This window comes from Thalassotalea hakodatensis (assembly GCF_030295995.1).
GTDB lineage: Bacteria > Pseudomonadota > Gammaproteobacteria > Enterobacterales > Alteromonadaceae > Thalassotalea_C > Thalassotalea_C hakodatensis.
Genome location: NZ_AP027365.1, coordinates 4,243,956 through 4,268,567, shown reverse-complemented (window position 1 = coordinate 4,268,567; position 24,612 = coordinate 4,243,956). Strand labels below are relative to the sequence as shown.

Sequence of the window (24,612 nt, the reverse complement as noted above, 5' to 3'; positions counted from 1 at the left end):
TTTGGACCTATACATGTCGTTGAAAGAAAACTTAGCACGTTTAATTAGTAAAACTGATCTTAACGTATCAGAACAGCAAATTTCTCAGTTAATTAGTTATGTAGAGTTACTGAATAAATGGAATAAAACCTATAATTTAACTTCGGTTAGAAACCCTGAAGATATGTTGGTTAAACATATTTTAGACAGTATGATGGTCGGCCCTCTCCTCGTGGGCGAAACATTCATTGATGTTGGAACAGGTCCAGGTTTACCTGGCATACCTTTAGCGATAATGTACCCAGAAAAGCACTTTACGTTACTTGATAGCTTAGGTAAGCGTATAACCTTTTTAAAGCAGGTTGTTTTTCAATTAAAACTTGCTAATGTATCTCCTTTATTATCGCGAGTTGAAGCATATCAACCTGAAGTTCCATTTGATGGGGTATTAAGTCGAGCTTTTGCGTCGCTAGAAGATATGGTGCAATGGTGCCATCACCTTGTTGCAAAAGATCAAGGTAGATTTTTTGCGCTAAAAGGTCAATATCCACAAGAAGAATTAGCGCAATTACCTAAAGGTGTTATATTAGCGGATAGTCATGAAATTAAAGTGCCTGAACTAATTGGCGAACGTCACTTGATTGAACTAATTAACGTTTAACAATAATAAAAATTGAGGTTTCAGTGGGAAAAATAATTGCAGTTGCTAACCAAAAAGGTGGCGTTGGCAAAACAACAACAGCTGTTAATTTAGCCGCATCTTTAGCTGCTACAAAACGTCAGGTATTGTTAATTGATTTAGATCCTCAAGGTAATGCCACAATGGGGAGCGGTATTGATAAATATGATGTACATGCGACTTGTTATGAATTATTAATTGAAGAAACGCCTTTCGAAAAAGTTGTCTGTAAAGATACAACAGGTATTTATCATCTTATTGCTGCAAATACTGATGTTACCGCAGCAGAAATTAAACTAATGGAAGTTTACGCGCGCGAACAACGTCTTAAAAATGCTTTAGCGCCAGTAAGAAATGAGTATGATTTTATTATCATCGATTGTCCTCCTTCGTTAAATATGCTGACGGTAAATGCAATGACTGCTGCTGATTCTGTATTAGTGCCAATGCAATGTGAGTATTATGCACTTGAAGGTTTAACGGCACTAATGGATACCATTTCGCAATTACAATCTGTTGTTAATGGTGATTTAGAAATAGAAGGGATTTTACGTACAATGTATGATCCCCGTAATCGCCTTGCAAACGACGTTTCAGAGCAATTAAAGCGACATTTCGGTGATAAAGTTTATCGTACTGTTATTCCAAGAAACGTACGTTTAGCAGAAGCGCCAAGTTTTGGTGCTCCTGCAATGTACTACGATAAATCATCAACAGGCGCTAAAGCTTATCTAGCCTTAGCGGGCGAAATGATCAGAAAGAAACAACAACAAAAGCAAGCTAGTTAACATATTATTTTGCAAGGAAAACTATGAGCCCTTCAAAACGTAGAGGCCTTGGTAGAGGCTTAGATGCCCTATTAACCAATGCACCAAGAAAAGCAGCTGAATCAAACGACGTTGAAATACAGCAATCCGATTCAGCTGTTATTACCGATAGCGAATTGCAAAAACTTCCGATAGAACAATTGCAACCTGGTAAATATCAACCACGAAAAGATATGTCACCAGATGCGTTAGATGAATTAAGCCATTCAATTAAATCTCAAGGGATCATCCAGCCCATCGTTGTTCGTGTTATTGATCATAATAAATACGAGATTATTGCAGGTGAGCGTCGGTGGCGTGCCGCGCAATTAGCCAATATTGATGTTGTACCCTGTCTCATTAAGAATGTCGCTGATGAAGCTGCGGTAGCAATGGCGTTGATAGAAAATATTCAGCGAGAAGATTTAAATGCAATGGAAGAAGCTGTTGCGTTAGAGCGCTTATTGACGGAGTTTGAATTAACCCATCAAGAGGTTGCTGATGCTGTTGGTAAATCACGCACAGCGGTTACTAATCTATTACGCTTAAATAATTTAAATGATGATGTTAAAACATTATTAGAGCATGGCGATATTGAAATGGGTCATGCGCGAGCATTACTTGCGTTGCAAGGGGATGTGCAAACAACAACAGCGAGAGCCGTCGTTGCTAAAGAGTTAAATGTGCGTGAGACGGAAGCGTTAATAAAAAAAGCGCAACAGCCTGAGCAACCTAAAGAAGATAAAGTGAAAGACCCAGATACATTGTCTCTTGAGCAAAACTTATCAGAGAAGCTTGGTTCACATGTGAACATTTCTCATAATAAAAAAGGCAAAGGTAAATTAGTCATATCGTATAGCAATTTAGATGAGTTAGATGGCATCGTCGCGCGCTTTGGTTCATTTTAAAAAATTGTTAATATAAATTTATTATTAATATAAGATATTCGCACATATAGAGGGCAAGCGCTGCCCTCTTTTGTTGCATTAACGCTGTAATTAAGTATACTTGCGTCGACTTTTATCAAGTATAAAAACTTGCTGAAAAAAAGTACAAGTTTTACGAAAATCTTCGTTGAGGAGCCTTGCGATAAACAGGCAAAACAATGCATTAACTAAAGAAGGTAGAAAACTCGCGTTAATGCAACTATTGATCATGATTTGTGTAGTGATCACTTGTACGATAATAAGCTTTATTTTTGCGGGAGTATCGTATGCTGAATCAGCTATTGCTGGTGGCATAATAGCAATACTCCCTAATTGTGTGTTTGCATATAAAGCATTTAAATATGCAGGAGCACAAGCGTCCAAAGAGGTAATGCAATCCTTTTATAGTGGCGTGAAGTTAAAACTGGGGTTGTCAGCATTATTATTTGCATTGGCATTTAAGTTTTTGAATATTTTACCAGCCCCTTTTTTCGCAACATATTGTTTAGTAGTGGTGATACCACTACTAACACCGATTTTTTATAGAAATTAGAATTTAAACTTTAATCATTAGGACAAAAATATGGCTTCAAGTGCTGAAATTACCAGCCAAGAATATATTAGCCACCATTTAACTAATGCAAAGATGTGTATGGCAGACGGCGGCGTCGCGTTTAATAAAGCGTGTACTGATGCTGGTTTCTGGACCTTACATGTTGATACATTAGGATGGTCAATATTCTTAGGTATGGTGTTTTTATATATCTTCCGTTCCGTGGCAAAAAAAGCAGAAACAGGTGTTCCTGGTAAGCTTCAATGTGCTATTGAAATGATCGTTGAGTTTGTTGACGATAGCGTTAAAAGCTCATTTCATGGAAAAAACCCTGTTATCGCTCCTTTAGCATTGACGATTTTTGTTTGGGTTTTCTTAATGAACGCGATGGACTGGGTACCAGTGGATCTTATTCCAACCTTAGCCGGCCTAGTGGGTATTCATTATATTAAATCTGTACCTACTACAGACATTAATATGACCTTAGCGTTAGCATTAGGCGTTTTTTGGTTAATCATTTATTACTCAATCAAAGTGAAAGGCATTGGCGGCTTTATTAAAGAGCTGAGCGTACAACCTTTTGGTCATTGGACATTATATCCTGTGAACTTTGTACTTGAAGTGGTTACTTTATTAGCTCGTCCGCTATCACTTGCCTTACGTTTATTTGGTAACTTATATGCAGGTGAGCTTATTTTCATCTTGATCGCAACAATGGGTGTTTGGCAAATATTTGGCCCGCACTTCTTATGGGCTGCGTTCCACTTGTTAGTTATTCCACTACAAGCATTTATTTTTATGACGTTAACGATAGTTTACTTGAGTTTAGCGCACGAAGATCACTAACCTTTCGGGATTAGGTTAGAACGGCTATTAGCCGGCCCGAAGGGCAAAGGGTAAGGAAACCCGAAAAAATTTAATTTTTTAACTTTTAATTTTACTTTAATAATCGGAGATAAAAATGGAAAACTTAGGTTTACTATATGTAGCAGCTGCGTTACTTATCGGCTTAGGTGCATTAGGTACAGCGATCGGTTTCGGTCTTTTAGGTGGTAAGTTCTTAGAATCTGCTGCTCGTCAACCAGAATTAGCGCCACAACTTCAAGTTAAAATGTTCATCGTAGCTGGTCTAATCGATGCGATCGCAATCATCGGTGTTGCAATGGGTCTATACATCCTATTCGTGAAAATTGGCTAATTAATTTTTTTTAGACTTTTTTAACTGCGAATTTAAATAGGAGGTACACAAATGAACGTAAATATCACTTTTGTCAGTGAAATGATCGCATTTGTCGTATTCGTTATTTTCTGTATGAAGTTTGTATGGCCGCCAATTATTGCAGCTATTGAAACTCGTCAGAAAACCATTGCTGATGGTCTAGCTGCATCTGATCGTGCTGCTAAAGATCTTGCCTTAGCGCAAGAAAAAGCAACAGCACAATTAAAAGAAGCTAAAGCGCAAGCTGCTGATATTATCGAAGCAGCTAAAAAGCGTGAAGCACAATTAATTGAAGATGCTGCTGAAAAAGCGCAAGCAGAAAAAGAGAAAATCTTAGCTGCTGGCCATACAGAAATTGAGTCTGAACGCAATCGTGCTAAAGAAGAGTTACGTAAACAAGTAGCTATTCTTGCTGTAGCCGGTGCCGAGAAAATTCTCGAACGTTCAATTGATGCCGCTGCACACAGCGACATCTTAGATAAACTAGTAGCAGAACTTTAAGAGGGTATAGGGCATGTCTGAATTGACAACAATCGCTCGTCCCTATGCTAAAGCAGCGTTCGAATATGCTGTGGCAGCTGGTGCGGTAGATGCTTGGCAAGAAATGCTAGTATTTGCGTCAGAAGTTTCAACTAATGAAACAATGACCAGCTATTTATCAGGCGGAGCATCTGTTGAACAAGCACAAGACTTGTTCATCAAAGTATGTGACGAACAACTGAATCCACAGGGCCAAAACTTAATTAAAGTAATGGCTGAAAACGAACGTTTGTTGGTACTACCGCAGGTTTCAGAGCAATTTGGCTTATTAAAAGCCGAATATGAAAAAGAAATTACTGTGGATGTTTCGTCAGCTGTTGAATTAACAGCTGACCAACAAGTAAGTATTAGTGCCGCGCTTGAAAAGCGCTTGGCTCGAAAAGTAAAGCTCAATTGTATTGTAGATGCAAACGTAGTGTCAGGCTTAGTAATTAAAGCTGGTGACATGGTAATCGACGGTTCTGTTAGAGGTAAATTGAACCGCTTAGCAACAACAATGCAATCTTAACGGGGAACAGAGCATGCAACTGAATTCCACTGAAATCGCTGAACTGATCAAAAAACGTATTGAACAGTTTGACGTTGTCAGCGAAGCTCGTAACGAAGGTACTATCGTTTCAGTAACCGACGGTATCATTCGCATTCACGGCCTTGCAGACGCAATGCAAGGTGAGATGATCGAACTTCCTGGTAACCGCTTCGCTATCGCGTTAAACCTTGACCGTGATTCGGTAGGTGCGGTAGTTATGGGTCCATATGCTGACCTAGCAGAAGGCGTAAAAGTAAAAGGTACTGGCCGTATTTTGGAAGTACCAGTAGGTCGTGGTCTTTTAGGCCGCGTAGTAAACACATTAGGTGAGCCTATTGATGGAAAAGGCCCGATTGAAAATGACGGTTTTTCTCCAGTTGAAGTAGTAGCACCAGGTGTTATCGAACGTAAATCAGTTGACCAACCTGTACAAACAGGTATCAAGTCAATTGACTCGATGATTCCAATCGGTCGTGGTCAACGTGAGCTTATCATCGGTGACCGTCAAATCGGTAAATCAGCGATTGCACTAGATGCGATTATTAACCAAAAGAACACAGGTATTAAATCTATCTATGTTGCGATTGGTCAAAAAGCGTCTACCGTCGCAAACGTTGTACGTAGTTTAGAAGAGCATGGCGCATTAGATAACACAATTGTTGTTGTTGCTTCAGCGTCAGAAGCTGCTGCACTACAATACCTTGCACCATACTCTGGTTGTGCAATGGGTGAATACTTCCGTGACCGTGGTGAAGACGCGCTGATTGTTTATGATGATTTATCTAAACAAGCGGTAGCTTATCGTCAAATATCACTATTACTTCGTCGTCCACCAGGACGTGAAGCATATCCTGGTGACGTATTCTACTTGCATTCACGTTTATTAGAACGCGCTGCACGTGTAAATGAAGAATATGTTGAACGTTTCACTAATGGTGAAGTTAAAGGCCAAACGGGTTCTTTAACAGCATTACCTATTATTGAAACACAAGCAGGTGATGTATCTGCATTCGTACCAACGAACGTTATTTCAATTACTGATGGTCAAATCTTCCTTGAGACAGATTTATTTAACTCAGGTATTCGTCCTGCTGTTAATGCTGGTCTTTCAGTATCTCGTGTTGGTGGTGCAGCGCAAACGAAAATCATCAAAAAACTTGGTGGCGGTATTCGTTTAGCACTTGCTCAATATCGTGAGCTTGCAGCTTTCGCTCAGTTTGCCTCTGACTTGGATGACGCTACGCGTGAACAGTTAGAACACGGTCAACGTGTAACTGAGTTAATGAAACAAAAGCAATATAGCCCATTATCAGTTGCTGAAACGGCGGTTTCGCTTTTCGCTGCTGAAAAAGGCTATTTAAACGACGTAGACCTAGCAAAAATCGGTGATTTCGAAGCTGCATTACACAGCTACGTAACCAGCGATCATGCTGAGTTGATGGCTAAGATCAACGAAAGCGGTAACTACGATAAAGACATCGAAGCAGGTTTGGCAAAAGCACTTGACACGTTCAAGTCTACGCAAACTTGGTAATTAGTTAACCTTTTCGGAGAGAATAGTCATGTCCGGCGCTAAAGAGATAAAATCGAAGATTGGAAGCGTACAAAATACGCAGAAAATCACCAGCGCAATGGAAATGGTAGCAGCCAGTAAAATGCGCCGCGCGCAAGATGCTATGGCTGCATCTCGTCCATACGCTGAAAATATGCGAAATGTGATCGGTCACATCGCGCTTGGAAACCTTGAATATCGCCATCCATATTTGGAAGAGCGAGAAGTCAAGCGTGTAGGCTATATCGTTGTCTCTACAGACCGTGGATTATGTGGTGGCTTAAATGTAAATTTATTTAAGTCTGTGTTATCTGATGCTGGCAAATGGCAAGCTGATGGCGCTGAAGTTGAATTTTGTGTAGTAGGCTCAAAAGCTACTGCTTTTTTCAACAATATGGGCGCAAACGTAACCGCACAAGTTTCAGGTTTAGGTGATACACCCTCTGTAACTGACCTTATTGGTTCAGTACGAGTGATGCTTGATGCCTATGACAACGGAAAAATAGACAAGCTTTATGTGGTTTACAACAAGTTTGTAAATACCATGACGCAACAGCCGACTATCGATCAACTTTTACCTTTGCCTAAGTCAGACGATGACGCAATTCAACATCGTTGGGATTACTTATATGAACCAGATGCTCAAGCAATACTTGATCAATTATTGGTTCGTTATACAGAGTCTCAGGTGTACCAAGGCGTGGTTGAAAACCTCGCATGTGAGCAAGCCGCTCGTATGATTGCGATGAAAGCCGCTACAGATAATGCTGGTGACTTAATCGATAACTTACAATTGGTATACAACAAAGCGCGTCAAGCAAGTATTACTCAAGAATTGAGTGAAATTTGTGCTGGTGCTGCAGCGGTGTAGGCAAAGATTAAATTTAAAGAGGAATAAACATGAGTACAGGTAAAGTCGTCCAAATCATTGGCGCAGTTGTGGATGTTGAATTTCCACAAGATGCTGTACCTCAGGTATATGACGCATTAAACATAACCGAAGGTGACCTTGACGGATTAGTACTTGAAGTGCAACAGCAGCTTGGTGGCGGTGTTGTACGTACTATCGCAATGGGTACCTCAGACGGTTTGCGTCGTGGTCTGAATGTAGTAAATACAGGTAATGCAATCCAGGTTCCAGTTGGTGTTGAGACGTTAGGTCGCATCATGAACGTTTTAGGTGAGCCGATTGATGAAGCAGGTCCTATTGGTGAAAAAGATCGTTGGTCTATTCACCGTGAAGCACCAGCTTACGCAGAACAAGCCATGTCTAACGAATTGTTAGAAACAGGCATCAAAGTAATCGACTTAGTATGTCCATTTGCTAAAGGTGGTAAAGTTGGTTTATTCGGTGGTGCTGGTGTTGGTAAAACCGTTAACATGATGGAGCTTATCCGTAACATCGCTATCGAGCACAGTGGGTATTCAGTATTCGCTGGTGTTGGTGAGCGTACGCGTGAAGGTAACGATTTCTATCATGAAATGAACGACTCTAATGTACTTGATAAAGTATCATTAGTTTATGGTCAGATGAACGAGCCACCGGGTAACCGTTTACGTGTTGCGATGACTGGTTTGACGATGGCAGAGAAATTCCGTGACGAAGGTCGTGATGTACTGTTCTTCGTTGATAACATCTACCGTTATACACTAGCTGGTACTGAGGTATCTGCACTTCTAGGTCGTATGCCATCAGCGGTAGGTTATCAACCTACATTAGCTGAAGAAATGGGTATCCTTCAAGAGCGTATTACGTCAACGAATAAAGGTTCAATCACTTCCATCCAAGCGGTATATGTACCTGCGGATGACTTGACAGACCCTTCTCCAGCAACAACCTTTGCTCACTTAGATGCAACAGTTGTACTTTCACGTTCTATTGCTGAATTAGGTATTTACCCTGCGATTGATCCTCTAGATTCAACTTCTCGCCAGCTTGACCCATTAGTGGTTGGTGCTGAGCATTATGAGGTTGCTCGTGGCGTTCAATCAGTACTTCAACGTTACAAAGAACTTAAAGATATTATTGCCATCTTAGGTATGGACGAACTATCTGAAGAAGATAAACAAACGGTTGATCGTGCACGTAAGATTCAACGTTTCTTATCTCAGCCGTTCTTCGTTGCAGAGGTATTTACAGGTTCTCCTGGTAAGTATGTATCACTTAAAGACACTATTGCTGGCTTTAAAGGTATTCTTGCTGGTGAATATGATGCATTGCCTGAGCAAGCTTTCTACATGGTTGGTTCTATTGAAGAAGCAGCTGAAAAAGCTAAAAGCATGTAATGAAAGCTGGTGACTATGATTACGTAGTCACCTTTTAGGAGGTCAAAATGTCTTTAACAACTGTTAATCTGAATGTAGTAAGTGCTGAAGAAAAATTGTTTTCTGGTCGCATTGAATCATTACAGATCACAGGTAGTGAAGGTGAGTTAGGTATTATGCCTGGTCATGCACCTTTGCTGACCTCACTAAAACCTGGTATGGCTCGAATCGTTAAATACGGTGGAGAAGAAGAAGTACTTTACCTTTCAGGTGGTATGCTTGAAGTTCAGCCGAACAATGTTACTGTGCTTGCTGATGTTGCTGCACGTGTAGATGACCTAGATGAACAAGCAGCGTTAGAAGCAAAACAGCGTGCTGAAGCGCACATGAATGCGCAAAGTGATGATGTTGATTATGCCGAAGTTGCTTGTGAATTAGCACGTGCCGTTGCTCAATTACGCGTCATTCAAGCGTCTAAGAAAAAGTAAATTACGGTTATATTTTACTATGTTTTAGTGAATTAAAAAGCGACCATTTGGTCGCTTTTTTTATGTTGTATTAATACCAACACGGTGAAATTTCAACGGTATAATGTTCTGTACGTGTGCCCCAACCTCTTGGGCGCTCTCCGCAACCTGTTAAAAGGCCGCCTACAGCATTCTGTTTTGCAGCGGTTTGATAAAATGTCGTTTCAATTTCGCTACCATTTCCTATTGCCGACGTTGATAAGGTTAATGTACAAGTTGTTACGACTAGCGCAATATTTTTAAATATATTCATCTTTATTCCTTTAAGTATAGTGTTTTAGCAAGGTGAGATACCAATTAATTAAAACAACGTTAGTGACTCCCTCCACTCATTTAGGTTATAAATTAAACGTTTATTTGTCAACGTCTGGAAAATGAAAGTTAAAAAGATAAACTTGGTACTTTTACTTCACAATCTTTCGATAATATCGCACTATGAAAGAATCACAGTCCTGTTTTCTTACGCTAGAAGCAAGCAGGTATCAACAACAAATAACAACTAATGGATTAACTATGTCACTCTCTGTTGTCATTTTAGCTGCGGGTAAAGGTACTCGTATGAAATCATCATTACCTAAGGTTCTTCATGCTATTGCAGATAAACCCATGGTTGAACATGTCATTGATGCTGCACGTTGTGTTAATGCAGATAATATCTACATGGTTTATGGTTTTGGCGGTGAAGTATTAAAAGCCCGTATTACCGGTGAAGATTTAACGTTTGTAGAACAAGCTGAACAATTAGGTACTGGTCATGCGGTAAATATGGCTTCACCTTTTTTAAAAGATGATGAGGATGTTCTTGTACTTTATGGAGATGTGCCATTAACAAAAGTATCAACACTAGAAAAATTAATAGCAGTAAAGCCTGAAAACGGTATGTCGTTATTAACGGTAAACCTTAAAGATCCAACCGGCTATGGTCGTATTGTAAGATCATCTGGTGATGTTGTTGGAATTGTAGAGCAGAAAGATGCGACATCCGACCAACTTACTATTAATGAATGTAACACTGGTATCTTATTAGCAAATGGCGGTGATCTAAAACGATGGCTAGCAAATTTGTCAAACGACAATGCGCAAGGCGAGTATTACTTAACCGATATTATTGCGGCATGTCATGGTGAAGGTAAATCAATTGCTACTGCCCACCCTGAAACTGAAATTGAAGTAGAAGGGGCTAACAACAGAGTTCAATTAGCAGCGTTAGAGCGTGCATTTCAGCTAAGAGAAGCTGAAACATTAATGTTAAATGGCGCGAGTTTACGAGATCCTAATCGTATCGACATTCGAGGAAAGCTACTTATTGGTCAGGAAGTTAACATTGATGTTAACTGTGTGTTTGAAGGTGAAGTGGTTTTAGCGAATGGCGTAAAAATTGGTGCGAACTGTATTTTGAAAGACTGTACCATTGGTGAATTTACTGAAGTTAAACCAAATACAATTATTGAAGGTGCGGTTATTGGTGACCAGTGCTCTGTAGGCCCTTTTGCACGTATACGACCTGGCTCTGTGATGAATAGAGATTCTCACGTCGGCAATTTTGTTGAAATGAAAAAATCTATTTTAGGGGAAGGCAGTAAATCTGGTCATTTAACCTATTTGGGTGATGCGAATATCGGTAAAAATGTGAATATTGGTGCAGGTACAATTACTTGTAACTATGATGGTGTTAATAAATCACAAACCATTATTGATGATAATGCCTTTATTGGTTCAAACACGTCTTTAGTTGCTCCTGTGTTTGTTGGTGCAAAAGCGACTGTAGGCGCAGGATCTGTGGTCGCTAAAGATGTTGAAAAAGATCAGTTAGCTGTTGCCCGTGGTAAACAACGAAATATTGATGGTTGGCAGCGTCCATTGAAAAAATAAACGATTAACTTTCTGTAATAGTAGAGCGTGTTCAGCTTTGCTGTCGAATAGGTTTAATTCGTATTCAAAGTTCATTTCTAATGAAAAGTGAGTAAGGAGAGCTGATCGCTAACCTTACTCACGTAGTTAGTTAAACTGCCCCTAATCAAGCTTGAAACTAGAAACAGAACCATTAAGTTCGTGAGCTAAACTAAGAATATTCATTGCGTCATTCCCATTATTTCTAGCCATCTGGTGATTAGCAGTGGTTTGATCTGCTAATAGGGTTATATTCTTACTGACATCTTCCGCAACTTGGCTTTGCTCTTCTGTTGCCGTTGCAGTTTGTGATGATGCATCTATTACATGATTTGATGCAATCGATATTTTTTCAAATGCTTCTAATGTTTTATCTGATAATGCTACTCCCGTTTGTGTGGCAGAATTTCCTTTGTTGATGGCTGTAACTGCTTCTTCTACACCATGCTGGAGCGTTTCTATCATCACATGAATATCTTCTGTAGATTGTTGTGTACGGGCAGCAAGCGTTCTTACTTCGTCTGCTACGACAGCAAAACCTCGACCTTGTTCACCAGCCCTAGCTGCTTCTATTGCGGCATTTAACGCTAATAAGTTTGTTTGCTCTGCAATACCTCTGATCACATCAAGCACTGACGCAATATTGGAAGAGTTATCTGAAAGTTTACGAATAACATCTGTGGCTTGGCTTACGGTTGTAGACAAAGTATGCATTTCATTGGCGGCTTCGGTAGTAATTTGTCTTCCTTCATTGGTTAACTGGTTTACTTTATTCACTTCTTGCGCTGTCATTTGTGCATTTTCTGCTACCTCTTTGATAGCGTAAGACATTTCGTTAACTGCCGTGGCGATAGCATCAACGGCATCGGTTTGTTGAAGGCTGGTGTTTTCTATTTCGTGGGCACCGTTGTTAAGTTGCTCCACACCATTGATCACTGAACTTGATTGCACAACAATAGACTTTATTAACGTCGTTAAGCTGTTAAACATCTCGTCTATATCATTGGCAACTTCTCCTATCTCATCTTTACGATTGCTGTTTAGCCTTTTGGTTAAATCACCATTACCACTATTTAATTCTTTTAATTTTATCGACAAACTTTCTAAGGCATCTGCCATCGCTTTCGGTGCTAATACGCCCACCGTAGCTGTGAGAATCACTACAATTACACTAATAATAATTAACACTGTTTGTCCCTGTTCAGCAGCAGCAATTGTTTCTTCATTTACGGTAGCACTTTTTTCGTCTGCAACTTCGCCAGCAATGTTATAAAAATCACGTAATTGATCAAATAATACTAAAGACTGTCCTTCACTTAAGGCAATAGCTTGTGATATTTGGTTTTGTTCAATAAGCGAGAAAACTTTTAATGATGTGTTATTCCATTGTTGATAAGCCGTTGTAAAACCATTAAGTTTATTGGCAACATCAGGATATAAACTTAAGTGTTTTATAAACTCTTGCATTCTGTCATATGCTTGTTTTGCATTTTCTTTGTAATTGGCAAGATCATCGGTGAGCTTTTCACTGTTGTTGCTATGAGACAATGCTTGGAGTTCAGCTACCCTGGCTTGATATAAGTCACGATCAGCATTTAACACAGCAGAAATTGCAGGATTAAATTTTTGCCCGAAAAGTTCCATGCCATTGAGTGTTTTATTGACGAGGTTGACATTGAGTAATACGAGCACTACAAAAGTAAGCGCTATAAAACAAAAAACTGTAGTGTATTTCACACGTATACTATTGAAGTTCATATAAGCTGTTCTCTTGTAAAGAAAAGTGAATGCTTTAAATATAGCTAATAATTAAATTATTGCGTGAAGAATGTCTTGAATAAATCGTGATAATTCCTATAATAACTTTCGGTTTGAAATTTAAGGTTGTCAATCGAAACTATGACAAAGCGAAACACTAAGCAACGTCGCCATATTATTATCACCGAGTTAAATGAACATGGTGAAGTGAGCGTTGAACAACTAGCGAAAAAATTTGAAACGTCAGAAGTAACTATTCGAAAAGATCTTGCCGCCTTAGAAAACAGTGGCTTATTGTTACGTCGTTATGGCGGTGCGGTACCATTACCTACAGAATTGATTGAACCTAAAAGTGAAAAGGTTTCAAAGCGTAAACAAAGTATTGCCGAATGCGCAGCTACACTGATAAGAGATCATAACCGTATTATTCTAGACAGCGGTAGTACAACATCAGCATTGGTGAAAGCACTAGGTAAAAAAGAAGGCCTAGTGGTAATGACTAACTCCCTATCCATTGCTTCTGATATACATGCGCTTGAAAATGAACCGACTATGCTCATGACAGGTGGTACTTGGGATCCTCATTCAGAGTCATTTCAGGGAAAAGTCGCTGAAAGTGTTTTAAGATCTTATGATTTCGACCAGTTATTCATTGGTGCAGATGGTATTGATATAACCCGTGGTACCACAACGTTTAATGAACTTTTGGGGTTAAGCCAAGTCATGGCCGAAGTATCTCGAGAAGTGATTGTGATGGTTGAATCAGAAAAATTTAATCGAAAAATTCCAAATTTAGAAATTCCATGGGATCAAATTCAGTATTTGGTGACCGATGAAGATTTGTCTGCGGAATTAAATAAAAAGTTAATAGAACAAGGCGTTAATGTCATTATCGCTTAACATAAAAAGGATAATATTATGTGTGGTATCGTCGGTGCTGTGGCACAACGTGATGTTGCAGACATTCTAGTAGAAGGCTTAAAGCGACTAGAATATCGTGGTTATGATTCAGCAGGTGTAGCTATTATCAATAACGATAAGCAATTACGCCGCTTACGTCGATTAGGGAAAGTACAAGAATTATCAGATGCGTTATCATCAGAGCCGTTATTTGGTGGAACTGGTATTGCTCATACGCGTTGGGCCACTCATGGCGTACCAAGTGAAATTAATGCTCACCCTCATATTTCAAGTGAAAATATTGCCGTAGTACATAATGGGATAATTGAAAACCATAAAGAACTACGAGAAAAGCTTGAGTCACTAGGCTACACCTTTACTTCAGAAACAGATACAGAAGTGATAGCCCACCTTGTTCATCATGAATTAAAAACTGCTGATACGTTATTAAAAGCGGTGCAAATTACAGCAGCGCAACTCGATGGTGCCTACGGTACCGTTGTAATGGACAACACAGACAGTGATCGCATTATTGTGGCTCGTTCAGGTAGTCCGCTTGTTATTGGATATGGTTTAGGCGAAAATTTTATCGCTTCTGACATGCTAGCTCTATTACCTGTAACACGAAAATTCGCATTTTTAGAAGAAGGTGATGTCGCCGAAGTAACACGTCATTCCGTTAATATTTTTGATGTAGATGGTCATGCGGTTGAGCGTGAAGCAAAAGAGCGTGAAGTTGCTCAAGACAGTGGTGACAAAGGTGAATATCGTCATTACATGCTCAAAGAAACCTATGAGCAACCAACAGCAATTCGCAATACATTAGAAGGTCGGTTAATTGGTAATGCTATCGACATCAATGCCTTCGGTGAAGGTGCAGATGATATATTTAAACAAATTGAACATGTACAAATTATTGCCTGTGGTACTAGTTATCATTCTGCAATGGTAGCGCGTTATTGGTTAGAAAGTTTAGCGGGCGTTTCATGTAATGTTGAAATTGCCAGTGAATTTCGCTACCGAAAATCACATGTACCGAAAAATGCATTGTTAGTGACGATTTCTCAATCCGGTGAAACAGCTGATACACTTGCTGCGCTACGCTTAGCAAAAGAGCTAGGATATTGTGCAAGTATGACGATTTGTAACGTACCTGGTTCATCGCTAGTACGTGAATCCGACTTAGCCTTTATGACCAAAGCAGGTGCTGAAATAGGTGTTGCCTCTACCAAAGCATTCACCACACAGCTGGTTGGCCTTTTAATGATGACTCTTGCCATTGGTCAACATCATGGCATGCCTGAACAAACCCAAGCAGAAATAGCGACATCATTGATGAGTTTACCCAATAAGCTCGATGAAGTGTTAGCACTTGCAAACTCGATAGAAGATTTGGCAGAAGACTTTGCTGACAAAAACCATGCGTTGTTTTTAGGTCGAGGTGATCAATATCCGATAGCAATGGAAGGTGCGCTTAAGTTAAAAGAAATTTCATATATTCACGCTGAAGCTTATGCTGCCGGCGAATTAAAACATGGGCCTTTAGCACTCATTGACGCTGAAATGCCGGTGATCGTTGTTGCACCCCGAAATGATTTAATTGAAAAGCTTAAATCAAATGTTGAAGAAGTAAGAGCACGTGGAGGCTTAATGTATGTTTTTGCTGACATTGATGCTAAGTTTGAAAGTGATGACACCATGACGGTGATTAACGTTCCACACTGCGATGATATTATTGCCCCTATTGTTTATACGCTTCCATTACAGTTGCTTTCATATTATGTCGCTATCATTAAAGGTACCGATGTTGATCAACCAAGAAACCTTGCAAAATCAGTGACGGTGGAATAAGCGTATTTTAAAGAAACTGTGCTTTTGTGGGAGAGTAATAAAGTACTCTCTTACAGCTTTTAAGGGGGAGTTTTTTTTACTTCCCCATAAGCACGGATTAAAAACTAGATAAAAAGTATGTGCGTAGTATTCATTTAACTATCGAAGTTAAGAGTGCCACTGTCTGTGGCTGTCCTAAATATAAATTTAAGGCACAATCTGAGAATTTGTCCTATGAGCTTTGATTATGTTATGTGATTCTATAACCTTTAAGGATTTAGGCTCAACTGTCTGTATTTTTTTACTGATACAGCTCAGGAGCCATCCATCCTCTAACACATCCGTGTTGTATCATTGTCCGAAATCGCTAAAGTAAGTTTAAACCGCTAAACTTTCGGGCCTTTACCCCGTAATGCATTAGCGACTAATGAGATAACTAATAAAGCTACAAAGATAAAAAAGATTATTTTTGCAATACCTGCAGCTGTACCCGCAATACCACCAAAACCTAATATTGCAGCAATAATAGCAATGACTAAAAATGTTAGTGCCCAATTTAACATAAATTTTCTCCTTTATTTTAATGTTTACTGTATCTGTAGATAAGCGATAGTTGTGCCAAAAATAAGCTACTGTTATTTAAGTAATTATTTAAACTATATGAATAAAACAGACTATAAAAAGTAAAAGTTACAGGGGAAGAGTGTAGTACTTGCACAGTAAAGGGTTAACAGGTTAGGCGTTTTTAAGCGCGAATGTGATCAATTTTCATTAAAATGTTGTTGCAACATAGCTAAGTTAACCGGTTTAAGTAGTGCCTTATCTGCACCGTGTTGAGTGAGCTCTTGCTGTGTAACATCGTTTCCACTGACAATAGTGATTTTGGCGTTAGGTACTTGTTCTTTTAATGTTGAGCTTAATTTTAAACCGTTACCGTCGGGTAAATTCATATCTATTAGTATGTATTGCCAATGAATATCTGTTTCAAGTATCTCGTTCGCTTGTTTAATGTTGTATGCAATTTGAACCTGGTTACCCATTCTACTTAATAATAACGCTGTAATTTCTGCGGAATCTGCATCATCTTCAATAAGCAAAACTCGCTGATGCGTATTTTGATGATCTATTTTGTTTTGTGTTGTTGTTTGGTTAGATTTTACTTTTTGATTTAACGGATTCAACTGCTGCTTAATTTTTTGATGTAACTCGTATTTATCTATTGGTTTGGGAATGACGTCATTAAACCCTAAGTCGTAGAGTTCTTTTCGTACTCCTCTCATTGTTGCTGCGGTTATAGCAACAATTGGTGTTTCTATACCCATCTCTCTTAGTTGTGCTATCGCCCGCTTACCGTCTAAAACCGGCATATGAATATCCATAAGAACTAAATCATAGGGATTTTTCAAATCTTGTGCTGAAACTATTTTTGTAATAGCTTGCTGGCCATTATTAGCATAATCCACATTAAGATCAAAAGATTGGCAGGCATAGCCTATTAATCGTCTAACATCATTAATATCATCAACAATCAAAACATTGCCTGATAGTTTGCTTAGTGATTTAGTATTTGATTGATAGTCACTACGTTTAAAAGATAATTTTTTTCGTTCAGTAGTTGTAATAATTCCAGGGTCGATAAAAAAAGTAAATTTGCTTCCAACTGCTAATGTTGATTCCACTGAAATACTTCCGCTCATGTACTTTAATATTTCACTGCAAATAGACAAACCAAGCCCAGTACCCTCTTCGTTGCGTGACACGATATCTTGCACTTGTTCAAATGGTTTAAAAATTGTTGATAATAAATTTTCAGGAATGCCAACACCCGTATCGGTAACTGAAAAATATAAACGAGTATTTTCGGGGGCTTCCTCAAGCCATATATCAATTTTTACAGAACCTTGTTGAGTAAATTTGATGGCGTTATGAATAATATTGATCAATATCTGACGTAATCTGAGGGAATCTGTATTAATTTCTACAGGTAACATCGACTTAGTTGATATCTCTAAGTTTATCCCTTTATCTTTTGCCGACATTGACATCAATGTGTATACATCAGCGATAAAGCTATCAAAGGAAATAGGTGAACGGTTTAATTCAAACTTGCCCGCAGCAATTTTTGAAAGGTCGAGCACATTATTTAATAACCCGAGCAAATGTTTGCCATTGTTTAGTATGGTGGCTAATTCTGGCTGTATTCCTTTGTTGCTTTCATCATTTAGCAGTAACTCAGTATAACCAAGTATTGAGGTCAGTGGAGTACGTAATTCATGGCTTAAATGCGCTAAGAACCTATCTTTTGAGCGGTTCTTCGTTTCAGCTTTTATACGCTCAAGACGTTCATTTTCAATATCTTTTCTAGCTAAAGCATAGCGTATTGCACGGTTAAATCTTGCTCGGTTGAGATCTGATTTTACAAGGTAGTCAACTGCGCCAGCATCTAATGCATTATTATCTAATTCAATATCTACTTGCCCTGTCAGCATAATAATTGGCACTGTGCAGCCTTCTTCGTTGGACTGTTTAAGCACAGATAAACCATTTAGCCCACCGAGTTGATAATCTAATAAGCAAATATCGTGATTATTTTTTTTTAACAATGCTAAAGCTTCATTAGAGTTATCAACCCAGTCAATGTCGAAGTGATGATTATGCATCTGTTCAAGATAGTCACACGTGAGAATGTAATCATCTTCATCGTCTTCAACCAATAGTATGCGTGTAACTTGTTTAGACATAGTTTAATTTTTTACTTATGCGTTGTTAGGCTATTGTTGACGTTGTTTGTTAAGCGTAATCGGATGGGGGAAGTTCAACAAATTCCACCCAATATTTACCTAACGTTTTCATTAATTCTACTAACCCTTCAAAATTTACGGGTTTAGTGATATACGATGCAGCACCAAGATCATAACCTTTAACCATGTCTTCTTCTTGTTTTGAAGTTGTTAAAATCACAACAGGAATACTTCTAAGTGCCGGGTTTGCTTTTATTTCTTTTAAGGCTTCACGTCCGTCTTTACGGGGCATATTCAAATCAAGTAATATCAAGCCTGGTCTAGGCGCGCTTGCCTGATCTTGAAATTTACCTTGATGCGTTAAATATTCGATGAGCTCAACGCCGTCTTCAACAAAATGAAGTTCGTTTAATACTTTGCTTTCAATTAATGCATCTTGAGCAAGTAAACGATCATCTTCGTCGTCATCAGCCATTAAAATTACAATTGGTGTGCTTTTTCTCATGAAACAGATTCCTTTTAGTTATTTTAAGCTTCTGTTGTTGGTGCTATATAGTTATGTGGTACTCGAATAGTAAATTCGCTACCTTTATTAACTTGGCTTTTAACGGTAATTGTACCGCCATGTCGCTCTATAATTCGTCGACAAACGGCTAAACCTATGCCCGTTCCTTTATAAGCCGTTCTAGCATGCAGACGTTGAAAAGGAACAAACACTTTATCTTCAAATTCTTGTTCAAAGCCAATGCCATTATCACTTACAGTGATTATATGCCATAAAGTTTCAGCGCGTAAAATCGGGTCGATGACTGTTTCTTGATGATGGCTAATATTAATTTGAGGTGCAATATCTTTATGTCTAAACTTAATTGCATTACTGAGTAGGTTTAAAAATAACTGATTGAGTTGCGTTATATCCCCGTTAATTTCAGGTAAGTCTTGATGTTTTATCGTTGCTGAACTTTCTTGAATGGCTATTTCTAAATCGTCAATCACATCAGTGAGTACTTGTTCAAGTGATACGGTTACTAACTCTTTTCCGCGGGTATTAATTCGTGAATACTCTAATAGATCATTGATTAAATTAGACATACGCGAAGCGGCATTATTCATACGGCTTATGAAATCTAAACCACGTTCGTCTATAACTTCGCTATAATTTGTTGCTAGTCTGTCGCCAAAGGCTCTAATTTTACGTAAAGGTTCTTGTAGGTCATGTGAAGCAACAAAGGCGAAGTCTTCTAACTCACGGTTACTTCTAGTTAACTCCTCAGAATAAATGGTTAATTCTTTGGTCCGTAAGTTTACCTTTTCAATTAATTCTTTATTTTTATCTTCCAAAGACTGTCGGTGGAGTAATTCATTTCTATAATTAAGTCGAACAAGTACACCAAGGCCAACAAGCAGTAATAAGCTGGTGATCGCAGAAATACTAAAGGTGAATTTTGCTTCTCTTTTGTTAAGTGCCAGTCTTTGATACAAATTATTACGGTAAGCAACTTCACGATCTTTTACTTCGTTAAAGATAGCTTGCATTTCTTTGTATAAATTTCTTCCTCGACCTGTCAATATCATCGCAATAGCGCGCTTTTCTTTGTTATCCAATGCAAGCTCAACTGTTGTGCTCAGTTCTATCATTTTTATTTCAACTAAGTCAGAGAGTTCAACTATTTTCTTTGTTTGACTTTTGATGTCAGATTCTAACAGTCGTACCAACGCGATTTGTTTAAAAACTTGCGCTATGGCCTCTTTATAAGGTCTTAAATATATTTCTTCTTCAGTGAGTAAATAACCACGTTGACCAGTTTCTGCTGATAAAACTAAATTGTGCAGTTCGTCTAAATTAAGGATAATTTCGCCGGTGTTGGTCATTTTTTTTTGCACATCGGATAAGTCATCAATGGTTTTTATCGCTAAAAGTACATTAATGGAAATGACACTGATCACGATGATAAAAATGATGGCCCATGATATTTTTTTATTATCTAATAACCTTTTTATATATAACATTATTAGTTGCTTACCTTAGCTTTTAGCCGACTTTGATAATTGCTCAAGCGTGTGGCTACATGTTTGGCATGAAACTAATATTTTGTTTACAGCGTCAAGTGCTTTATCTGTGGGCATATCATTTTCGAGTACTAGTTTAATAAGTTCTGCCTGCATAGATATCCGATTGAGTGGACCACGAGCATCATGAATTAATTGGTTTAAGTCACGTTCTTCTGACTGTTCATTAGTTTGATGATCATTCATTTTGGGTTTCTCCATGCATTGCTTAGTTAATGGTTGTTAGTCTTCTAATTCTCCGTAGGAATGTAAACGGTTATATAACGTTTTAGTGCTAATACCTAACATTTTGGCGGCGAGTGATTTATTTCCCTCTACATCTTCAAGTGTCACGCGAATTAATTCCTTCTCTACATCTTCAATTGTACGACCCGCACTTAAGCTATGTTGGTTTTCTGAGACAGAAGAGAAAGGTGAGCGGAAGTCTTTTGGCAATGTGACATTTTTTGCATCGGGATCAGACATGATGAATGCTCGATGAATGGCATGACGTAACTCTCTTATATTACCTGGCCAGTCGTAATCGGTGAGGCGTTGTATTTGTTCAGCATTCCATTGATACTCGCGTTGATATTCTTTATTTAATTCATCAAGAAATGCTGCTGCAAGTAAAGGAATGTCTTCTTTTCGTTTCCTTAATGGTGGAATGCTAACGGGGAAAACAGCAAGTCTAAAATAAATGTCTTCTCTTAATACTTTGTTTTCAGCTATCTCTTCAACTGAGCGGTTAGTCGCTGAGATTACTCGGCAGTTTACTTCTACTTCTTTCGTGCCGCCAAGTGGGGTTACTTTATTACTTTCTAGCACTCGTAATAAGTTGGGTTGCATGTCTATTGGCATTTCTGTTATTTCATCTAGAAACAATGTGCCGTTGCCTGCGCGTAAAAATACGCCATCTTTTTTACCAATAGCACCGGTAAACGCGCCTTTTTCATGGCCAAAAAGCTCGCTGGCAATTAAATCTTTAGCCAATGCGCCACAGTTTGTTGCAACCATTTCAGTCTCGTTGCTTATTTCGCTACTCGTTGCATTGTGAATAGCTTGAGCGACAAGTTCTTTACCAACACCACTTTCACCTAATAACATAACGTTAGCTTTGGTTAGCGCAATACGAGATATCATGGTATATAATTCTTGCATTGCTTCAGACTCGCCAATCAGACAGTTAAAGTGTTTTTGAGGCAACCCGCTGTTTGCCTTATCTGTACGAGGGGCTTTAATTGGTTTTTCTTGTGTTAATGCTTGCTCTAAATCTTCACGTTGCAAGGGTTTGGCAATGTAATTAACTTTTGGGCCACATAAACCAGCGAGTAAGCCTTTCACTAACGGGTGGCCTGTTATTAAGGTGATGTAAGGGTCATGGTGAGAATTTTTGAGATGATCTATTAAATGTAAGCCACTACCGTCTGGAAGCATAAAATCTAAAAAAATATGATCAAAGGTATTATTTTCTAACCACTCATAAGCTTCTTTTAAAGAGCCAGCAGTACAAATATCATGACCCAAAAATTCTATAATATGGCAAGCAACTTCGGTAAATTCGGCATCATCATCGACTAATAATATGTTTAACACTTTAATCCCTTAGGTTCTTAAGATGTATCTTGTTACTTGGCTGCAACAATTGAGTCTTTACGAGTGTACCTTATATGTGTGGTGATTGGTGATTATTTCAAGCGTTTTCATCGTTAAAGACAAACTTTATTCTTATTACGAAACAATTAACTAGCGTAAAAATCATTTTTTATCTAAAAATAAAGCTGTTGATATTAAATGTGAATATATTGCCGTTAAGTGGTATAAAGCCCGATGCACATTAAGCATCAGACCCTAATTTAAAAGCGATAAATATAAGCTATACTCAAGAAATCTAATCCTGGGTTCTTAGTATTGAATCCACCATTTGAGTAATGAATATAACGAATGGCAATTTCAGAGTTTTGGTTTTTATCTAAACCAATTAGCAAGCCTAAACGATCTTCAAACTGGTAGTAACTTCCAATATCAACACCGCCAAACTTTTCATTATGTACATAAGCTACACCAATACCAAACTCTAACGTAAGTGGATAATCATTAGAGATGTTAGGTAAGGCTTTTGAAAAAACAGGCGAGAGAGAAATGCCATATGTTGCTTCATTTTTAGCGCTGCCATGTAAATCAAATAGATTGAGGCTTGTTTCCCACGACAAACGTGTATTACCAATTAAAGGAAGGTTTAAATCATAGTTAAAGTCTGGCTTGTAAGCTATACGCATACCATGCATATCACTTGAGCCTGTCATGTATTCAACACTGAATGCTTGTTTGTTTCTATCAGGAAGTTGAGCCGCTGTCGTTTTCGTACTCACTGTAAATATAGTGAGTAGCAGTAAAAACGTTGAGAGAACATTTGTGTGAGATAGTGAATTATATAACGTAGGTTTATAGTTTGTCATTTTGCGAGTTCCGTTAATTAACGAGCGATGACATTATCAAGTTTGCATTCGCTCGAATTGGATTAAATAATCGTGTGTTTAGATTGATTAGCAAATAATAAGCCAGCGCAAAGTTTTTAGTTTTAATAGAAAGATTAATAACATAACATCAACAAAATACGACTACGTAGAGATAATTAAGTGATTTCAAATTAATCTATTTCTTTGATTACCTGTGTGAATTGTTTTTCTATCTTATGGAAATGTTTAATTAATATGAACGGATTACAGCGGTTGTGAAGTTTTTACATTCTAAAATTCAGCCATTTACTATGATTATGCAGCATTAGCGTCTATAAACTATGTAGCTTAGGTGCATAAAATATCGAAATGTTACGTTAGGTATAGTAATTGCTGTTTTGAAGTTATAAAGCTTTCAGAAAATATAAAAAAGGAAGTGATCATGAACGAAGTTGCGTACTCTGCTTATATGGCATTTTATTTATATTTAGTGATGCTACTCATTCAATGGGTGGTAGCTACTTTTACTAAGGCCAAACAACCCAATGCCATTCCAGGAAAAATTAACAGTGAGTTATCTCATCATAGTTTCGTGTTTAGGGCGCATCGAACATTTCATAACACCTTAGAAAACAGTGCCCTATTTATAGCTACGGTTCTCTTCGCCTTCTCGCTTAACTATCAAAGCGCTATCTTTGCAATGTGTGTGTGGGTTTATCTTGCTGCACGCATTGTGTATATGGCTTTATATTATGGTATTGCAACTGAGAAAAATCCGAGTTTGCGTAGTTACTTTTTTTTAATTGGCTTAGCCGCTAATGTTGTTATGTTAATCATGATAGGGCTAAGATTAATGTAGTGGGTATATTGCAAAACATCATTGGTTTAGCTTAGAAAATTTACAAGTAATGCGTCTTTCTAGACATAAAGAATTTATTGAAAATTAGTATTATAACCAAGAGAGCTAAGCCAGTTTTTAGCTTCACTTAGACTGTCAAAATAAGCGATTTCAACTTTATTTGGGATAACTTTATTCATCATCCATTTTGAAATCGCATATTCTTGACCACACACAGCACAATGGCGAAACCCTTTCTCTACACAACGAGTGGCTAGCTCGTTACACATTTCCATTTCTTCAGGAATTTTGATGGGCCAATTGCTTATATCATCGATTACAGCCCATTTTTTATCGTTAAATTCTTTTGCATGCTCAAGTAAAGATTCGCCAAATCGATTTTTGTAACCGTCAAGTGCCCAGTCTTCATCAAATGTTAATAATAATACATCGGAAGTAGAGCAAATATGGAAATCATCAGTAGACATTGTGCTTCCTTTGTATTAAATAGTTGTATAAAGATTCTATTTCAATGCTTTACGTTAAGATCAAGCAAACTTTCTTGGTATAAA

General features: G+C 38.2%; 27 protein-coding genes. 16 read left to right on the top strand and 11 right to left on the bottom strand.

Features of this window, described 5'->3' with window-relative positions; translation table 11 throughout:
- The first annotated feature begins 13 nt into the window (after window positions 1-13).
- The 3 genes from rsmG to QUE72_RS18940 are packed head-to-tail and all read left to right on the top strand — an operon-like array spanning window position 14 to window position 2,372.
- Window positions 14-640 (top strand): 16S rRNA (guanine(527)-N(7))-methyltransferase RsmG, encoded by a 627-nt coding sequence (gene rsmG / locus QUE72_RS18950; protein ID WP_074496255.1) that lies wholly within the window; start codon window positions 14-16, stop codon window positions 638-640.
- A gap of 23 nt (window positions 641-663) precedes the next feature.
- Complete coding sequence (locus QUE72_RS18945) at window positions 664-1,446, top strand: ParA family protein (RefSeq protein ID WP_074496254.1); 783 nt, start codon at window positions 664-666, stop codon at window positions 1,444-1,446.
- 23 nt (window positions 1,447-1,469) lie between these two features.
- Window positions 1,470-2,372: a ParB/RepB/Spo0J family partition protein gene (locus QUE72_RS18940; RefSeq protein WP_074496253.1), complete on the top strand. Its 903-nt coding sequence runs from the start codon at window positions 1,470-1,472 to the stop codon at window positions 2,370-2,372.
- A 90-nt stretch (window positions 2,373-2,462) separates the two neighbouring features.
- Here the strand turns inward: QUE72_RS18940 and QUE72_RS18935 are convergent, their stop codons facing one another.
- Window positions 2,463-2,774 (bottom strand): hypothetical protein, encoded by a 312-nt coding sequence (locus tag QUE72_RS18935; RefSeq protein WP_254849512.1) that lies wholly within the window; start codon window positions 2,772-2,774, stop codon window positions 2,463-2,465.
- On the opposite strand from QUE72_RS18935, the gene QUE72_RS18930 reads away from it, so the two are divergent.
- The 9 genes from QUE72_RS18930 (at window position 2,659) to QUE72_RS18890 (ending at window position 9,536) form a co-directional block, all read left to right on the top strand.
- Entirely contained in the window at window positions 2,659-2,943 is a 285-nt protein-coding gene (locus tag QUE72_RS18930; protein ID WP_254849511.1) for an ATP synthase subunit I, read from the top strand. The two genes, QUE72_RS18935 and QUE72_RS18930, sit on opposite strands and share 116 nt — an antisense overlap.
- Before the next feature lie 30 nt (window positions 2,944-2,973).
- Window positions 2,974-3,789 carry a F0F1 ATP synthase subunit A gene (gene atpB, locus QUE72_RS18925; RefSeq protein WP_074496251.1) on the top strand — a complete coding sequence of 272 codons (816 nt, stop codon included), beginning with the start codon at window positions 2,974-2,976 and terminating at the stop codon, window positions 3,787-3,789.
- 115 nt (window positions 3,790-3,904) lie between these two features.
- Window positions 3,905-4,141, top strand: a complete 237-nt coding sequence (gene atpE / locus QUE72_RS18920; RefSeq protein ID WP_074496250.1) for a F0F1 ATP synthase subunit C — start codon at window positions 3,905-3,907, stop codon at window positions 4,139-4,141.
- Between the two features lie 51 nt (window positions 4,142-4,192).
- Complete coding sequence (gene atpF, locus QUE72_RS18915; protein ID WP_074496249.1) at window positions 4,193-4,663, top strand: F0F1 ATP synthase subunit B; 471 nt, start codon at window positions 4,193-4,195, stop codon at window positions 4,661-4,663.
- A 13-nt stretch (window positions 4,664-4,676) separates the two neighbouring features.
- On the top strand, window positions 4,677-5,210 hold the full coding sequence (gene atpH / locus QUE72_RS18910) for a F0F1 ATP synthase subunit delta (protein WP_074496248.1): 534 nt from the start codon (window positions 4,677-4,679) through the stop codon (window positions 5,208-5,210).
- 13 nt (window positions 5,211-5,223) lie between these two features.
- Window positions 5,224-6,765 (top strand): F0F1 ATP synthase subunit alpha, encoded by a 1,542-nt coding sequence (atpA, locus tag QUE72_RS18905; RefSeq protein ID WP_286270725.1) that lies wholly within the window; start codon window positions 5,224-5,226, stop codon window positions 6,763-6,765.
- A gap of 28 nt (window positions 6,766-6,793) precedes the next feature.
- Window positions 6,794-7,654: a F0F1 ATP synthase subunit gamma gene (gene atpG / locus QUE72_RS18900; protein WP_286270724.1), complete on the top strand. Its 861-nt coding sequence runs from the start codon at window positions 6,794-6,796 to the stop codon at window positions 7,652-7,654.
- Window positions 7,655-7,683: 29 nt separating this feature from the next.
- The gene (atpD, locus tag QUE72_RS18895) at window positions 7,684-9,069 is read left to right on the top strand and encodes a F0F1 ATP synthase subunit beta (RefSeq protein ID WP_286270723.1); all 1,386 of its coding nucleotides are present in this window, start codon (window positions 7,684-7,686) and stop codon (window positions 9,067-9,069) included.
- Between the two features lie 47 nt (window positions 9,070-9,116).
- Window positions 9,117-9,536, top strand: a complete 420-nt coding sequence (locus QUE72_RS18890) for a F0F1 ATP synthase subunit epsilon (protein ID WP_074496244.1) — start codon at window positions 9,117-9,119, stop codon at window positions 9,534-9,536.
- Between the two features lie 70 nt (window positions 9,537-9,606).
- Here QUE72_RS18890 and QUE72_RS18885 read toward each other — a convergent pair whose 3' ends face one another.
- Entirely contained in the window at window positions 9,607-9,828 is a 222-nt protein-coding gene (locus QUE72_RS18885; RefSeq protein WP_286270721.1) for a DUF6289 family protein, read from the bottom strand.
- Window positions 9,829-10,088: 260 nt separating this feature from the next.
- On the opposite strand from QUE72_RS18885, the gene glmU reads away from it, so the two are divergent.
- Complete coding sequence (gene glmU / locus QUE72_RS18880; protein WP_286273002.1) at window positions 10,089-11,447, top strand: bifunctional UDP-N-acetylglucosamine diphosphorylase/glucosamine-1-phosphate N-acetyltransferase GlmU; 1,359 nt, start codon at window positions 10,089-10,091, stop codon at window positions 11,445-11,447.
- A 141-nt stretch (window positions 11,448-11,588) separates the two neighbouring features.
- Here the strand turns inward: glmU and QUE72_RS18875 are convergent, their stop codons facing one another.
- Complete coding sequence (locus QUE72_RS18875; protein ID WP_286270719.1) at window positions 11,589-13,202, bottom strand: methyl-accepting chemotaxis protein; 1,614 nt, start codon at window positions 13,200-13,202, stop codon at window positions 11,589-11,591.
- A gap of 162 nt (window positions 13,203-13,364) precedes the next feature.
- On the opposite strand from QUE72_RS18875, the gene QUE72_RS18870 reads away from it, so the two are divergent.
- Both QUE72_RS18870 and glmS read left to right on the top strand, forming a co-directional pair.
- The gene (locus QUE72_RS18870; RefSeq protein WP_074496240.1) at window positions 13,365-14,123 is read left to right on the top strand and encodes a DeoR/GlpR family DNA-binding transcription regulator; all 759 of its coding nucleotides are present in this window, start codon (window positions 13,365-13,367) and stop codon (window positions 14,121-14,123) included.
- A gap of 18 nt (window positions 14,124-14,141) precedes the next feature.
- Window positions 14,142-15,974: a glutamine--fructose-6-phosphate transaminase (isomerizing) gene (gene glmS, locus QUE72_RS18865; protein WP_286270718.1), complete on the top strand. Its 1,833-nt coding sequence runs from the start codon at window positions 14,142-14,144 to the stop codon at window positions 15,972-15,974.
- A gap of 365 nt (window positions 15,975-16,339) precedes the next feature.
- Here the strand turns inward: glmS and QUE72_RS18860 are convergent, their stop codons facing one another.
- The 7 genes from QUE72_RS18860 to QUE72_RS18830 all read right to left on the bottom strand — a co-directional run bounded on the left by QUE72_RS18860 (window position 16,340) and on the right by QUE72_RS18830 (window position 23,202).
- Window positions 16,340-16,516, bottom strand: a complete 177-nt coding sequence (locus QUE72_RS18860) for a DUF1328 domain-containing protein (protein ID WP_074499176.1) — start codon at window positions 16,514-16,516, stop codon at window positions 16,340-16,342.
- A gap of 198 nt (window positions 16,517-16,714) precedes the next feature.
- Window positions 16,715-18,694, bottom strand: coding sequence for a response regulator (locus QUE72_RS18855; protein ID WP_286270717.1), 1,980 nt, complete (start codon window positions 18,692-18,694; stop codon window positions 16,715-16,717).
- Between the two features lie 49 nt (window positions 18,695-18,743).
- The gene (locus QUE72_RS18850; RefSeq protein WP_286270716.1) at window positions 18,744-19,199 is read right to left on the bottom strand and encodes a response regulator; all 456 of its coding nucleotides are present in this window, start codon (window positions 19,197-19,199) and stop codon (window positions 18,744-18,746) included.
- 23 nt (window positions 19,200-19,222) lie between these two features.
- Window positions 19,223-20,704: a sensor histidine kinase gene (locus QUE72_RS18845; RefSeq protein WP_286270715.1), complete on the bottom strand. Its 1,482-nt coding sequence runs from the start codon at window positions 20,702-20,704 to the stop codon at window positions 19,223-19,225.
- A 15-nt stretch (window positions 20,705-20,719) separates the two neighbouring features.
- Window positions 20,720-20,950, bottom strand: a complete 231-nt coding sequence (locus tag QUE72_RS18840; protein ID WP_074499180.1) for a histidine kinase — start codon at window positions 20,948-20,950, stop codon at window positions 20,720-20,722.
- 36 nt (window positions 20,951-20,986) lie between these two features.
- Window positions 20,987-22,339, bottom strand: coding sequence for a sigma-54-dependent transcriptional regulator (locus tag QUE72_RS18835; RefSeq protein ID WP_074499181.1), 1,353 nt, complete (start codon window positions 22,337-22,339; stop codon window positions 20,987-20,989).
- Between the two features lie 260 nt (window positions 22,340-22,599).
- Window positions 22,600-23,202 (bottom strand): acyloxyacyl hydrolase, encoded by a 603-nt coding sequence (locus QUE72_RS18830; RefSeq protein ID WP_286270714.1) that lies wholly within the window; start codon window positions 23,200-23,202, stop codon window positions 22,600-22,602.
- 442 nt (window positions 23,203-23,644) lie between these two features.
- Here QUE72_RS18830 and QUE72_RS18825 point away from each other — a divergent pair, with 442 nt between their 5' ends.
- Entirely contained in the window at window positions 23,645-24,061 is a 417-nt protein-coding gene (locus QUE72_RS18825) for an MAPEG family protein (protein ID WP_286270712.1), read from the top strand.
- 74 nt (window positions 24,062-24,135) lie between these two features.
- Here the strand turns inward: QUE72_RS18825 and QUE72_RS18820 are convergent, their stop codons facing one another.
- Window positions 24,136-24,528 carry a hypothetical protein gene (locus QUE72_RS18820; RefSeq protein ID WP_074499184.1) on the bottom strand — a complete coding sequence of 131 codons (393 nt, stop codon included), beginning with the start codon at window positions 24,526-24,528 and terminating at the stop codon, window positions 24,136-24,138.
- Window positions 24,529-24,612 lie beyond the last annotated feature (84 nt).

Excerpts from the sequence above, each read along its gene's own strand:
- rsmG (WP_074496255.1), top strand. The coding sequence starts at position 14 with ATGTCGTTGAAAGAAAACTTAGCACGTTTAATTAGTAAAACTGATCTT.
- QUE72_RS18940 (WP_074496253.1), top strand. The coding sequence starts at position 1,470 with ATGAGCCCTTCAAAACGTAGAGGCCTTGGTAGAGGCTTAGATGCCCTA.
- atpB (WP_074496251.1), top strand. The coding sequence starts at position 2,974 with ATGGCTTCAAGTGCTGAAATTACCAGCCAAGAATATATTAGCCACCAT.
- atpE (WP_074496250.1), top strand. The coding sequence starts at position 3,905 with ATGGAAAACTTAGGTTTACTATATGTAGCAGCTGCGTTACTTATCGGC.
- atpF (WP_074496249.1), top strand. The coding sequence starts at position 4,193 with ATGAACGTAAATATCACTTTTGTCAGTGAAATGATCGCATTTGTCGTA.
- atpH (WP_074496248.1), top strand. The coding sequence starts at position 4,677 with ATGTCTGAATTGACAACAATCGCTCGTCCCTATGCTAAAGCAGCGTTC.
- atpA (WP_286270725.1), top strand. The coding sequence starts at position 5,224 with ATGCAACTGAATTCCACTGAAATCGCTGAACTGATCAAAAAACGTATT.
- atpG (WP_286270724.1), top strand. The coding sequence starts at position 6,794 with ATGTCCGGCGCTAAAGAGATAAAATCGAAGATTGGAAGCGTACAAAAT.
- atpD (WP_286270723.1), top strand. The coding sequence starts at position 7,684 with ATGAGTACAGGTAAAGTCGTCCAAATCATTGGCGCAGTTGTGGATGTT.
- QUE72_RS18890 (WP_074496244.1), top strand. The coding sequence starts at position 9,117 with ATGTCTTTAACAACTGTTAATCTGAATGTAGTAAGTGCTGAAGAAAAA.
- QUE72_RS18885 (WP_286270721.1), bottom strand. The coding sequence starts at position 9,828 with ATGAATATATTTAAAAATATTGCGCTAGTCGTAACAACTTGTACATTA.
- glmU (WP_286273002.1), top strand. The coding sequence starts at position 10,089 with ATGTCACTCTCTGTTGTCATTTTAGCTGCGGGTAAAGGTACTCGTATG.
- QUE72_RS18870 (WP_074496240.1), top strand. The coding sequence starts at position 13,365 with ATGACAAAGCGAAACACTAAGCAACGTCGCCATATTATTATCACCGAG.
- glmS (WP_286270718.1), top strand. The coding sequence starts at position 14,142 with ATGTGTGGTATCGTCGGTGCTGTGGCACAACGTGATGTTGCAGACATT.
- QUE72_RS18860 (WP_074499176.1), bottom strand. The coding sequence starts at position 16,516 with ATGTTAAATTGGGCACTAACATTTTTAGTCATTGCTATTATTGCTGCA.
- QUE72_RS18855 (WP_286270717.1), bottom strand. The coding sequence starts at position 18,694 with ATGTCTAAACAAGTTACACGCATACTATTGGTTGAAGACGATGAAGAT.
- QUE72_RS18850 (WP_286270716.1), bottom strand. The coding sequence starts at position 19,199 with ATGAGAAAAAGCACACCAATTGTAATTTTAATGGCTGATGACGACGAA.
- QUE72_RS18845 (WP_286270715.1), bottom strand. The coding sequence starts at position 20,704 with ATGTTATATATAAAAAGGTTATTAGATAATAAAAAAATATCATGGGCC.
- QUE72_RS18840 (WP_074499180.1), bottom strand. The coding sequence starts at position 20,950 with ATGAATGATCATCAAACTAATGAACAGTCAGAAGAACGTGACTTAAAC.
- QUE72_RS18830 (WP_286270714.1), bottom strand. The coding sequence starts at position 23,202 with ATGACAAACTATAAACCTACGTTATATAATTCACTATCTCACACAAAT.
- QUE72_RS18825 (WP_286270712.1), top strand. The coding sequence starts at position 23,645 with ATGAACGAAGTTGCGTACTCTGCTTATATGGCATTTTATTTATATTTA.
- QUE72_RS18820 (WP_074499184.1), bottom strand. The coding sequence starts at position 24,528 with ATGTCTACTGATGATTTCCATATTTGCTCTACTTCCGATGTATTATTA.